This window comes from Paenibacillus sp. FSL H7-0323, assembly GCF_038002725.1.
Lineage (GTDB): Bacteria > Bacillota > Bacilli > Paenibacillales > Paenibacillaceae > Paenibacillus_AQ > Paenibacillus_AQ odorifer.
This window is the reverse complement of record NZ_JBBODB010000001.1, coordinates 4402060-4414438: the sequence shown is the minus strand read 5'-3', so window position 1 is coordinate 4414438 and position 12379 is coordinate 4402060. Positions and strand designations below refer to the sequence as shown.

11 protein-coding genes are annotated in these 12379 nt (G+C 45.4%); all 11 read left to right on the top strand.

The window, feature by feature from the left end:
• Nucleotides 1-7: 7 nt before the first annotated feature.
• The 11 genes from fliS to argB all read left to right on the top strand — a co-directional run bounded on the left by fliS (nucleotide 8) and on the right by argB (nucleotide 12319).
• Nucleotides 8-418: a flagellar export chaperone FliS gene (gene fliS, locus MHH89_RS20025; RefSeq protein WP_076282424.1), complete on the top strand. Its 411-nt coding sequence runs from the start codon at nucleotides 8-10 to the stop codon at nucleotides 416-418.
• Nucleotides 411-752 carry a flagellar protein FliT gene (locus MHH89_RS20020; RefSeq protein WP_076282425.1) on the top strand — a complete coding sequence of 114 codons (342 nt, stop codon included), beginning with the start codon at nucleotides 411-413 and terminating at the stop codon, nucleotides 750-752. The genes fliS and MHH89_RS20020 overlap by 8 nt, the downstream gene beginning before the upstream one ends.
• Nucleotides 753-987: 235 nt before the next feature.
• Complete coding sequence (locus tag MHH89_RS20015; RefSeq protein WP_019915069.1) at nucleotides 988-1185, top strand: cold shock domain-containing protein; 198 nt, start codon at nucleotides 988-990, stop codon at nucleotides 1183-1185.
• A 317-nt stretch (nucleotides 1186-1502) separates the two neighbouring features.
• On the top strand, nucleotides 1503-2939 hold the full coding sequence (locus tag MHH89_RS20010; protein ID WP_341087966.1) for an S-layer homology domain-containing protein: 1437 nt from the start codon (nucleotides 1503-1505) through the stop codon (nucleotides 2937-2939).
• A gap of 229 nt (nucleotides 2940-3168) precedes the next feature.
• On the top strand, nucleotides 3169-3717 hold the full coding sequence (gene hpf / locus MHH89_RS20005; protein WP_036678506.1) for a ribosome hibernation-promoting factor, HPF/YfiA family: 549 nt from the start codon (nucleotides 3169-3171) through the stop codon (nucleotides 3715-3717).
• 269 nt (nucleotides 3718-3986) lie between these two features.
• Nucleotides 3987-6494: a preprotein translocase subunit SecA gene (gene secA / locus MHH89_RS20000; protein WP_036678509.1), complete on the top strand. Its 2508-nt coding sequence runs from the start codon at nucleotides 3987-3989 to the stop codon at nucleotides 6492-6494.
• A 366-nt stretch (nucleotides 6495-6860) separates the two neighbouring features.
• A protein-coding gene (gene prfB / locus MHH89_RS19995; protein ID WP_139329815.1) for a peptide chain release factor 2 occupies nucleotides 6861-7974 on the top strand; the annotation gives its coding sequence in 2 pieces (ribosomal slippage) (nucleotides 6861-6932 and nucleotides 6934-7974; 1113 coding nt in all).
• A 102-nt stretch (nucleotides 7975-8076) separates the two neighbouring features.
• Nucleotides 8077-8961: a YitT family protein gene (locus tag MHH89_RS19990; protein ID WP_036678511.1), complete on the top strand. Its 885-nt coding sequence runs from the start codon at nucleotides 8077-8079 to the stop codon at nucleotides 8959-8961.
• 177 nt (nucleotides 8962-9138) lie between these two features.
• Complete coding sequence (argC, locus tag MHH89_RS19985; RefSeq protein ID WP_076282428.1) at nucleotides 9139-10194, top strand: N-acetyl-gamma-glutamyl-phosphate reductase; 1056 nt, start codon at nucleotides 9139-9141, stop codon at nucleotides 10192-10194.
• Between the two features lie 20 nt (nucleotides 10195-10214).
• The gene (argJ, locus tag MHH89_RS19980) at nucleotides 10215-11447 is read left to right on the top strand and encodes a bifunctional ornithine acetyltransferase/N-acetylglutamate synthase (RefSeq protein ID WP_340011498.1); all 1233 of its coding nucleotides are present in this window, start codon (nucleotides 10215-10217) and stop codon (nucleotides 11445-11447) included.
• Between the two features lie 41 nt (nucleotides 11448-11488).
• Nucleotides 11489-12319 carry an acetylglutamate kinase gene (argB, locus tag MHH89_RS19975; protein ID WP_341087958.1) on the top strand — a complete coding sequence of 277 codons (831 nt, stop codon included), beginning with the start codon at nucleotides 11489-11491 and terminating at the stop codon, nucleotides 12317-12319.
• The last annotated feature ends 60 nt before the right edge of the window (nucleotides 12320-12379 follow it).

Below are 12379 nucleotides of genomic sequence, written 5' to 3'. Positions count from 1 at the left end.
GACAATCTTGCTTACATCTCCTTATGAGAAATACCGACAATCATCTATCCAAACTTCCACGCCTGCACAGTTAGTTGTAATGTTGTATGACGGTGCAATTCGTTTCGTGAGAACAGCAATGGACGGGCTGAAAAAGCATGATTTGGAGAAGACTAATCTTAACCTTGGCAAAGCTCAGACTATTATCAGCGAGTTAATGAGTACCCTTGATTATACCTATGAAATATCCAAAAACTTATACTCAATGTATGAATATACGAATTTTCTGCTGGTTGAGGCTAATATTCGTAAAGATATAGTTAAGGCAGAAGAAGCTTTGGGCTACCTAACCGAATTGCGGGAAACTTGGCTACAAGCTTCGAAGCTCGCAACAACTCAGGGGTTAGAGCCGTTATCTACGGAAAGTGCTAATGGATAAAGATAAGCTTATTGTAGAATTGAAGCAATTGACGCAGAATATATTGGAGCGGTTATACGAAGTAGAATTTGAGGAGTTAGAGTCCTTCGTGAACGAGCGTCAGAAATTGATTGATGACATCATCCGACAGTTCTTGTCGGTTCCTGCAACGGAGGCGCAAAAGGTCGAAATTGAACGGATTTTGCATCACGATTCAGAAATCACTGCTCGCATGAACGCTCTTTGCCACGAGGCTCTGGACTGGCTCCACAAGCGGAATCAGGCCAAAACCCAACGCAACGCCTACGAGGCCGCCTACACCCCAGATAGTTTTCTTATGGATCGCAAAAAATAATTTTATCGGTGTTTCACTATAGGAGTAGACGGGTATTAAATACCGTCTGCTCCTTTTTTTGATCATTGTACCGAATCTATTTCTTGTTTATGGAAAATTTAATAGTTTATTTTACGTGGTAAATTATTGAATGTAAACATTTTCTTTTCCAATTGACAATAAAGAAGTTACGGTGGTATAGTCGAATTGTGAGCAAGACTCACGTTCATCTGATGACGAAGGGAATGTTTAATCAATGGAAGGTAAAGTAAAATGGTTTAACGCAGAAAAAGGTTATGGTTTTATCGAGACTGCAGACGGTGGCGACGTATTCGTACACTTTTCCGCGATTCAAACTGATGGTTTCAAGACATTGGATGAAGGTCAATCCGTAGAATTCGATATCGTTGAAGGTGCACGTGGACCACAAGCAGCTAACGTAATCAAATTATAATCATCCGGCGAAGCCGAACTACATATAAGTAGATGGTTAGCAATTTAGACAGCGCTAGCAGGGATCTTGGAATCTTCCAAGATCCTTTTTTTGTGCGTTCATATGTGTCTAGTATAGCCAATCCTAGTAAAGAAAATAGCCTATTTTGTAAATTCATTTTATGGAAAATGTTAGAACTATGCAAAAGGTGGGTAATAGATATACGTTGAGCTGTTTATCTTACCTCGACACACACTATGTTAGCCTAGGTTACTACATTCACGAAGAAATTCAATATAGCCTAAGCTATCAAAACAATTAGGAGGGTGATTAGCAGGATGAAGAAGATGTGGCGCGGTCTTATGACCGGAATATTAGGTACTAGTATGTTATTGGGGTCTCTCGGCAGCGTATCTGCTGCAACTGTACCTAAGGATATTCAAGGCCACTGGGCACAAGGTCAGCTGCAGGAATGGCTAGATAGAGGTTACCTTGGAGGCTACCCAGATGGAACGGTGAAACCAAACAAAGCAATTACGCGTGGTGAGTATGTGACTATGGTAAATCGCCTGTTAGGTTTTACAACTAAAGCAACAGTAACTTTCAAAGACATGAAGAGCACAAACTGGAATTACAGTGAAGTGGCTAAAGCCGTGGAAGCTGGATATATCGGAGGATACGAGGATAATACGTTCCGTCCTAATAATCCGCTTACAAGAGAAGAAGCAGCTGTAATTACTGCAAAATTACTTAAATTGAGCACCAATACAACTTCGAACAAATTTAAAGACAATGCACAAATTGCAGCATGGGCAAAAGGTGCTGTAGCAGCCGCAGTGGAAAAGAAGATTGTTAACGGTTATCCAGATGGAACCTTTGGTCCTAAGAGATCGTTAACACGTGCCGAGGCTGTAGGTATTATCAATACTTCAGCTATCTATTATCCTGGTAGTGGCACAGGTGGTGGTGTAACACCTACACCAACTCCAACGGCTACTCCGACACCAACAGCTACACCAACCCCAACTGCTACTCCAGGTGGCAGTACTGGCGGAGGTTCTGGTGGTGGTAACGGTGGCGGCGAAAGTAGCACAGCGCCAACAGTAAGTGGGGCAACCTACGGTAATGTTGGTTCGGTCACAGCGGATGTATACCTGACACCTTCCGTAACTGGTGCAGTATACTATGTTGTAGCTCCTTATAATGCTGATGTAACTGCTCCAACTGCATTGCAGGTGGAAAAAGGACAAATTAGTAACGGGACTGCAAGTGGTATCCATGGTAGTGTTGCGACTGTAGCTGAAACAACGGTTACATTCTCTGTTTACGGATTGAATCCTGGTACAGAATATGCAACATATATCACGCTGGCGGATGCAGCTGGTAACTTGTCTACTGTAACGACAGTTCGGTTGACTACTGCTCAAGCTACTGCTAGCTCGATCTCGCTTTTTGAGCCGGGACAAGTTAGTACAGTTACAGCAGATGTATATGTTAAATATGGTGTGACAGGTGGCACTACAACCCCAGTTAGATATGTAGTATTGCCAGCAAATGATAAGGCACCTACTGCAGCGCAGATTGCTTTAGGTCAAAATGGTAGCGGTACTGCATTGGCTGCTCCATGGACTGACACACTTACGTTTGCTCCTGGTGTAAAACGTACACAGACCCTAACTGGTTTAGCAGCAAATACTGCCTATAAGGTATATGTTATTGCAGGATCGGGTTCTCAATGGTCCCCTGTAGAAATCATTCAAATTCATACCAAATAGCCTGACCTTATGTGATTTCATTCGGAGAATATAAGAGTGGAATCCGTACTATAATAACGACAGGTTTACTTTTGGTCCGGTAGGGCGATTGGTTGCTCTCACCGGACTTGTTTTATTTGTGAACGCTATGACAACATTTGTTATCTAAATGTAAGGGCTGTAAGGAATTGCTTTTTACTTAGCGCTTACAATTTGGTATAATGAAGGTGTAACTAAAGGAGGAGTGGCCATGCAATTCACCATTCGAGGTCAACAAATTGACGTGACCGACGCTTTGAGAGAGTATGTTGATAAGAAGCTCAGCAAACTTGAGAAGTATTTCGAAGCACCCCCTACCTCTGAAGGGTCTGTGACGCTTGGCGTAGTTCGCGGCCTTCATACGGTGGAAGTAACCATTCCGCTTGCTGGCGTGACGCTTCGTGCGGAAGATCGCAGCGATGACATGTATGCTTCCATAGACGCCGTTGTGGACAAGCTGGAACGCCAAATTCGCAAACACAAAACGAAGCTGAACCGTAAGTTCCGTCAAGAGGGACTCAAGACGCTGTTTGTGGATGGAGCTAGTGCCGCTGTTGCTGTAGAAGAACAAGATTATGATGATTTAGAAGTGGTTAGGAACAAACGCTTTACGATGAAGCCGATGGATGTGGAAGAAGCGATTCTGCAAATGAACATGGTAGGACATAATTTCTTTGTGTTTTCCAATATCGACACCTCGGAAGTTAGCGTAGTTTACAAACGTGATGATGGTAAATATGGACTGATTGAACAGGGCTAAGATACAATGATGCCAGTTATGCTCTAAGTATAAAGGGCCTCGAGAGTTAGTCAGAACCTAGGAAATTTAAACCGAGCCCCTATTCGCTTATAGCGAATAGGGCTCTTGTGCGTATATATGAAAAATGTGGCTGTTACACCTTGTATTGCGGCATCTCTTACAAACTGTTACAATTTATGAAGCAGCGGAATCGAATTTATAAATGGCCCTTTCAATTTTGTGAGGATGGGCTCGGTTCCACCATCTGTGTTGCATGAAAGGGGTTAACCATGCTAGGACTTGTAAAGAAAATATTCGGAGACACAAACGATCGTGACGTTAAACGTCTCATGAAGACAGTCGATGTAATTAATGGATTGGAGCCGGAATTTGTAGCACTATCCGATGAAGCTTTAAAAGCTAAGACGGAAGAGTTCCGCGCCCGTATTGAGAAAGGCGAAACCTTGGAAGAAATTCTTCCTGAGGCGTTTGCAACCGTACGTGAAGCTTCCAAACGGACGCTTGGCATGCGGCATTTTGATGTACAGTTAATTGGTGGTATGGCCCTGCATGAAGGCCGAATCTCCGAGATGAAGACTGGTGAAGGTAAGACTCTAGTAGGAACATTGCCAGTGTACTTAAATGCTTTGCTTGGTAAAGGCGTACACGTAGTAACGGTCAATGACTATTTGGCTCAGCGCGACAGCGCACAAATGGCACAAATCTATAACTTCCTGGGCATGACGGTTGGGGTTAACCTAAGCGGTATGGACCATGCTGATAAACAAGATGCTTACGCCTGCGATATTACGTATGGCACGAACAACGAATTTGGTTTCGATTATTTGCGTGACAACATGGTGCTTTATAAAGAACAAATGGTTCAGCGCCCTCTTTATTTCTGTATTATTGATGAAGTGGACTCCATTCTTATTGATGAAGCACGTACACCTCTTATCATTTCCGGACAAGCTGAGAAGTCTACTGAATTGTACTTTGCAGCAGACCGTTTTGTGAAAAAGCTTAAAGCTGAAGAAGACTACACCGTTGATATCAAAGTGAAGTCTGTAGCCTTGACTGAAAAAGGTGTAGCTACTGCTGAACGTGCTTTTGGTATTGAGAACTTGTATGATCACAGTCATGTAACCTTGAATCACCATATCGTCCAAGCCCTGAAAGCAAACGTAATTATGCGTCGTGACGTAGATTACGTTGTTAACGAGGGTGAGGTCGTTATTGTTGATGAATTTACGGGACGTTTAATGTCAGGCCGTCGTTATAGTGACGGTTTGCACCAAGCGATTGAAGCGAAGGAAGAAATCGAAGTACAGAATGAGAGCATGACGCTTGCTACGATTACTTTCCAGAACTATTTCCGTATGTATCGCAAATTGGGCGGTATGACAGGTACAGCTAAAACTGAGGAAGAAGAGTTCAAGAAGATTTATGGTCTTGAAGTTCTTCAAGTCCCTACGAATAAACCGAATCAGCGCATAGATATGCCGGATGTCGTCTACAAGAGTGAGAACGGTAAGTTCAACGCTGTAGTGGCAGAAATTGTAGAGCGTCACAAAAAGAACCAACCTGTACTTGTGGGTACAGTGTCGATTGAGAATTCAGAGCTCGTATCTGAAATGCTGAAGCGCAAAGGCGTTAGACACCAAGTGCTTAACGCGAAACATCACGCTGCGGAAGCTGAAATCATTACACATGCAGGTCAGCCAGGTACAGTTACGATTGCTACCAACATGGCTGGTCGTGGTACGGACATCGTTCTGGGCGAAGGTGTGACAGATCTTGGTGGTCTGCATATCATTGGTACAGAGCGTCATGAATCGCGCCGGATTGATAACCAGCTGCGTGGTCGTGCGGGTCGTCAAGGAGACCCAGGTTCTACACAATTCTACTTGTCCCTTGGGGATGAGTTGATGAAGCGTTTCGGCGCTGACAACGTTTTGAGTATGATGGATCGCCTTGGGTTTGAGGAAGATCAGCCGATTGAGAGCCGCATGATTACGCGTGCTGTGGAATCTGCTCAGAAACGTGTTGAAGGTAATAACTTTGATATTCGTAAAGTCGTATTGCAATATGATGACGTGATGAATCAACAGCGTGAAATTATTTATAAACAACGCCGTGAGATTCTGGAGTCTGAAAATATTAAAGATATCGTACTTGAAATGATCAAGCCAGTTATTGAACGTATTGTTCACGCACACTGCAGTGATGATATTCCTGAGAACTGGGAGCTGCAAGAAGTTGCTGATTACGTAAACAGCAAGCTGCTTGAAGAAGGTGCTTTGACTCGTGATATTCTGTGGGGCAAGGAAGCAGAAGAGATCATTGAGTACATCTTTGAACGTGTACTTGAGAAATATGCTGCTCGTGAAGAACGTCTGGGTTCAGAATTGGTACGTGAATTCGAGAAGGTAATTGTGCTGCGCTCCGTGGACAGCAAGTGGATGGATCATATCGATGCGATGGATCAATTGCGTCAAGGGATTCACCTACGTGCTTACGGTGGTACAGATCCACTTCGCGAGTATCAATTCGAAGGTTTCGAAATGTTTAATACTATGACGGCTACGATTCAAGAAGAAGTAGCTACTTATATTATGAAGGCTCACATCGAGACAAATCAGGAGCGTCAATCCGTTGTAGAGGAAAATAAAATTTCCACTAACAGCGAACCTGCTGAGAAACGTCCGGTACATGTTGAGGCGGCAGCTGGTCGTAATGATCTTTGCCCTTGCGGAAGCGGCAAGAAGTACAAGAACTGCCACGGTCAAAACGCATAAGACAAACGTTTAGTAGCGCTCATATTCAGGTGTTGAAGATGTAAGTCTTTAACCCTGATCTCTATGGGTATACTAACCATAAAGAGCGGCTGGGCCCGGGGGTATCCCCGTTTACGGCCCAGTCGCTTTTTTTGGATATTTAGCACTTTGAGTGAATGTGGAATGGAGAGAAGGTTTGGAACTGGAGAAACGGAGTGTTCGCCTTTATTTCGGGATTCCAACCGCTATGCGGTTATCAATTCAAGGAATCTGGAAACAACAGCGATCGGAAGTCCAATCCTTCTCGGAATGGCTGAACATTCACTCATTACTAACTTTCCAATAGCGAAGACCGTAACAACCTATTTTGAAAGGTGAAGTGACCATATGATTGAAGCTAATGTAAAGCAGGATCTGCGTGAAATAGGCAAGAAACTAACTGACCTTAGGGGGTCTCTTTGACTTAGATCTTAAGCAAGAGATGATCTCGAACTTTGAAGAAAAAATGGCTGCTCCAGGCTTCTGGGATAATCCAGAGCAGGCACAGAGCGTGATCGGCGAGATGAATGCCGTGAAATCGTCCGTGGATCAATACGAGAAGCTGCAACAAGAATACGACGATGCTGCGATGATGGCAGAGCTTGCGGATGAAGAGGGCGATGAAGATCTTGCGGCAGAGATTGGGGAGACGATCAGCAGTTTAGGCAGCAAAGTGGATGAATTCGAGCTGCAATTGCTACTTAACCAGCCGTATGACAAGCTGAATGCTATTCTTGAGCTCCATCCGGGTGCGGGCGGTACGGAATCCCAAGACTGGGGCCAGATGCTGCTGCGGATGTATACCCGTTGGGCTGAAAAACGTGGATTCAAGGTTGAGGTGCTGGACTACTTACCGGGTGATGAAGCGGGAATCAAGAGTGTCACATTACTTATTAAAGGCTTCAACGCCTACGGATATCTGAAAGCTGAAAAAGGTGTACATCGGCTAGTACGGATTTCTCCGTTTGACTCTTCGGGCAGACGGCATACCTCTTTTGTATCCTGTGATGTCGTTCCGGAAATTGCCGATGATGTAGAAGTTGAAATTCGTACTGAGGATTTGAAGATCGATACGTATCGGGCGAGCGGCGCGGGTGGACAGCATATTAATACCACAGACTCTGCGGTGCGGATTACCCACTTACCTACGGGTGTGGTGGTAACCTGTCAGAACGAACGTTCACAGATCAAAAACCGCGAGCAAGCAATGAAGATGCTGCGTTCCAAGTTGTATGAGCGTAAACTGCAAGAACAGCAACAGCATTTGGATGAGATTCGCGGCGAGCAATCCGATATTGCTTGGGGCAGTCAGATCCGTTCCTATGTATTCCATCCGTATAACATGGTTAAGGATCACCGTACTTCCGTGGAAACGGGGAATGTGGGTTCTGTGATGGACGGAGATATTGATGTATTCATTGATGGTTACCTGCGTAGCCAGATCAAGATTGAGGCAGAATAAAAGAGAAAGTTTCGGGGGAAACGGATACCATTCATGGATTAGGATGGGATGGCCGTTTCTTCTTTCGTAGAGCAAGATGACACTTTAAGGAGAGCCTTTGAAATGCAAAAAGTCAATTCACGTAATAAACCCCCACTGATTCCTCTGAATGGGCCACTCCGACATGTGGTGGATACGATGTTAATTTTGCTCGGATCGCTAGTTACAGCGCTGGGGTTTAATCTTTTTTTTCTGCCTAATCATATTGCTTCTGGTGGTGTATCCGGTCTGTCGGTATTGGCTGAAGCTTGGTTTGGGGCTGAGCCGGCATTTACGCAATGGGCGCTTAATATTCCGTTGTTTGTACTCGGGGTAATCTTCTTGGGTAAACAATACGGAGTTCGCTCGCTCCTTGGGAGCTTTGTGTTGCCGCTCTTTATCTTGTTGACAAAAGATTTGCCTGCACCTACCACCAATCCACTCTTAGCCTCCATTTATGGCGGTATCTGTGTGGGGGTGGGGTTAGGTCTTGTGTTCCGCGGACGGGGCTCGACAGGTGGACTTACTATTTTGGCGCAGATTATTCAAAAGATATCCGGTCTCAGCTTCTCGATTTCTGTAGTGCTGCTGGACGGGACGGTCATTGTGCTGGCTGCTTTTATACTGGGTATGGAACAAGCACTGTATGCACTGATCGGTCTGTTTGTTACAGGTAAGGCCATTAATGCGATAGAGGTAGGCTTCCGTTATACAAAGGTGGCTTACATAATCTCGGACAAGACGGAAGAAATATCTGAGGCGATTTTGAATGATCTGGATCGGGGTCTGACGAAGCTGGATGCACATGGCGGTTATACTGGTGATGAGCGTACGGTGCTAATGGTTGTAGTAGGTCAGAATGAGGTTTCCAGATTAAAAGCGATTGTTCAATCGGTAGATACTAGTGCTTTTGTGATTATCACTGAGGCGCATGAGGTGCTGGGTGAAGGCTTTAAAAGAGAAGTGTAATTTCTCCTAAAGGAGAAGCTATGCTTCTCTTTTTTTGTAAATAGAATTATATTTAGGAATAAAGAAAGTTAACACTATGTGTTGTATTTATATTAATTGAGTCGTATAATAATACATATTTCTAAGACGGTATGCATTATATTATTTATTATAATTCATGATAAGCAGGAAGTGGGGATGACAGTGGAGGGCAAGCTGAGAGCGGCGATTGTTGGATCAACGGGTTATGGGGGCGTAGAGCTGATTCGGCTGCTACAAAGTCATCCTAAGGTAGAGATTACTTCGGTAATTTCCTCATCAAGCGCAGGGGATGCTATAGAGGAAGGTTTTCCGCATTTGACGGGCATCATTGATCGAAGGCTGGATGGCGTTGACCCGGCTCAAATGGCTGAGCGGGCGGATGTGGTATTTACGGCAACGCCGTCGGGTGTGAGCGCAAAGCTGGTGCCGCAGCTGCTGGAAGCTGGACTTAAGGTCGTGGATCTGTCCGGTGATTTCCGATTGAAGGATGGTGCAGAGTATGAGCACTGGTATAAACATCCCGCTCCGGCTGATGAATATCTAGAGCAGGCTGTATACGGACTTTGCGAGGTGTTTGGAGAGCGTGCGGCTGGGGTTGATTTTATATCTAATCCAGGCTGTTACCCTACAGCTACACTTCTTGGACTAATTCCTGCAATTCAGGCAGGTTGGATTAAGCACGACAGTATTATTATTGATGCGAAATCAGGAGTTACTGGAGCAGGACGCGGAACAAGCCTGATGGTACATTATGCAGAGATTAATGAGAACTTTAAAGCTTATAAAATCAATAAGCATCAACATATACCAGAAATTGAGCAGACACTCACAGAGGTTGCTGGAGAAAAGGTAACGGTAACGTTCACCACACATCTCGTGCCGATGAGCCGGGGAATTATGAGTACGATGTATGCAGGGATGACGGACAATTATACGGAGCAGGATTTTGTGAATTTGTACCGTGAATATTATGCGGGCCGGCCATATGTGCGGGTGCGTGATGTAGGTGTGATTCCGGCGACAAAAGAAGTTAGCGGCTCTAATTATTGTGATATCGGATTTGCAACAGATGCTCGTACAGGGCGGGTGACCATAGTCTCCGTCATTGATAATGTTGTAAAAGGTGCGGCAGGGCAGGCAATACAGAACCTTAATTTGATGATGGGATGGGAGGAAACCCTTGGCCTCGGCTACACACCAGTGTATCCATAAGGATCAGCGGTACAAATAATATGAGCGAGATTGAGTTATTTACCACCTTGGAGGGTGGAAGCATCACTTCACCTAAGGGTTTTAGGTCCGGAGGATTGCATTGTGGATTGAAAAAAACAGATCGCAACGATCTCGGAGTGATTCTGTGTGAAGTTCCGGCAACGGCTGCGGCCGTGTATACGACGAATGTTTTTCAGGCGGCTCCGCTGAAAGTGACTCGGGAAAGCCTTTCGAACGGAGTATTGCAGGCGGTTATCGTGAACAGCGGGAATGCCAATGCCTGCACAGGCGAACAAGGTGAAGCAGATGCTTATGAGATGCGCGCTGCTGCGGCTCAGCATTTAGGTGTGGCCGTTAATGATGTGGCTGTTGCTTCGACTGGAGTTATCGGTGAACTGTTAAAGATGGACTGCGTACGTAGCGGGATCACTGCAATACCAGAGAAGCTGGATGGAGGAGCTATTGGCGCGGAGGAATTCTGCCAAGCTATACTTACCACTGATTTAGTTAAAAAAGAGATTGCCGTGAAGGTGCTCGTTGGCGGTGTAGAAGTTACAATTGCCGGAGCTGCAAAGGGCTCAGGGATGATCCATCCTAACATGGCTACCATGCTTGGCTTTATGACCACAGATGCTGATATTGCAGCGGAGGATTTACTTAGTCTTCTGCGTTCAGCTACGAATGTTACTTTTAATATGATTACAGTCGATGGAGATACTAGCACCAATGATATGTTAGTGTCGATGGCGAGTGGGCTTGCCGGTAATGAGAAGCTGACACGGCTGCATCCGGATTGGGACGCTTTTGCTGCTGGATTCACTTATGTGTGCCAGACGCTTGCCAAAGCGATTGCTCGAGATGGCGAAGGTGCAACTCACCTGATTGAGGTTCAAGTGAATGGTGCTGTTCATGATGAGGCGGCGGCAGCGATTGCCAAGACAGTGGTTGGTTCTAGTCTAGTGAAATCTGCTATTTTTGGAGCGGATGCGAACTGGGGGCGGATTATTGCTGCGGTTGGACGCGCGGGTGTTCCGGTATCGCCGGAGCATGTGAACATTTCGTTAGGGGATATTGAGGTGCTTTTGCACTCGAAGCCAGTTGCTTTTGACGAGGAAAAGGCTTTGACCTATTTGCAAAAAAGTGAAACTGTGCTGATCACTGTAGATCTGCATGATGGAAGCGGGAAAGCAACGGCTTGGGGCTGTGACCTAACTTACGATTATGTGCGTATTAACGCCGCATATCGCACTTAATTTATGGCGTGTTAAGCCCATAAGGGAAGGATACCGATCATATGACGCTAAATAGCGAGCTTGAACTTATAGATGCTTTAGATGGTAGTGGATTGTTTGTAATGAAATGCGGCGGCAGTACGCTTGCGGCTCTACCTGAATCTTTTTTTGAGGATTTGCGAGATTTGCAGGAGGAGGGCATTCAGCCAGTGATTGTTCATGGTGGAGGGCCAGCCATTTCCGAGAATCTAGCGAAACTGGGCATTGAAAGCAGCTTTGTGAATGGCCTGCGAGTAACCACCGAGGAAGTACTAGATGTTGTAGAGATGACGCTGGCAGGAAGTATAAACAAGGAGATTGTCCGGCGAATTCAAGGGAGCGGCGGTCTAGCTCTGGGGCTTTCGGGCATCGATGGCAATATGATTATTGCTAAACCAGTGGCAAACAGCGCCGAAGTAGGTTTGGTAGGAGAAGTAACGGAAGTTAAGGCTGAGATCATAACTGGTATTGTTGGGATGGGTTATATTCCTGTCATTGCACCTATCGGAGTAGATGCAGCAGGTCAGCGCTACAATATTAACGCAGATACGGCAGCAGGGGCAGTTGCTTCCTATGTGGAGTCTCCCAAAATGATCGTCGTCACAGATGTGCCAGGCATCATGAGTACAGTGGAAGGTGAAAAGATTGTGCTTCCCTCCGTTACTGTACAGGAAATCGAAGCCTTGATCGAAAGTGGGGAAATCTACGGTGGCATGATCCCCAAAGTGCGGGCAGCTATCGATTGCATTCAGGGCAGCGTATCAGAGGTTATCATTGTGGATGGAAAAGAACCACGGGTGCTTAGTCGAGTCCTGCAAGGTGAAGCGATAGGTACACGTATTATTCGTTCGTAGAATCATAGATGAATACAAATTAGAGGCGCAGCCTGTTCACAGGAGCAGCCGATGGGAGAG

Excerpts from the sequence above, each read along its gene's own strand:
- MHH89_RS19990 (WP_036678511.1), top strand. The coding sequence starts at position 8,077 with ATGCAAAAAGTCAATTCACGTAATAAACCCCCACTGATTCCTCTGAAT.
- MHH89_RS20020 (WP_076282425.1), top strand. The coding sequence starts at position 411 with ATGGATAAAGATAAGCTTATTGTAGAATTGAAGCAATTGACGCAGAAT.
- argC (WP_076282428.1), top strand. The coding sequence starts at position 9,139 with ATGACAGTGGAGGGCAAGCTGAGAGCGGCGATTGTTGGATCAACGGGT.
- MHH89_RS20015 (WP_019915069.1), top strand. The coding sequence starts at position 988 with ATGGAAGGTAAAGTAAAATGGTTTAACGCAGAAAAAGGTTATGGTTTT.
- hpf (WP_036678506.1), top strand. The coding sequence starts at position 3,169 with ATGCAATTCACCATTCGAGGTCAACAAATTGACGTGACCGACGCTTTG.
- MHH89_RS20010 (WP_341087966.1), top strand. The coding sequence starts at position 1,503 with ATGAAGAAGATGTGGCGCGGTCTTATGACCGGAATATTAGGTACTAGT.
- argJ (WP_340011498.1), top strand. The coding sequence starts at position 10,215 with ATGAGCGAGATTGAGTTATTTACCACCTTGGAGGGTGGAAGCATCACT.
- argB (WP_341087958.1), top strand. The coding sequence starts at position 11,489 with ATGACGCTAAATAGCGAGCTTGAACTTATAGATGCTTTAGATGGTAGT.
- secA (WP_036678509.1), top strand. The coding sequence starts at position 3,987 with ATGCTAGGACTTGTAAAGAAAATATTCGGAGACACAAACGATCGTGAC.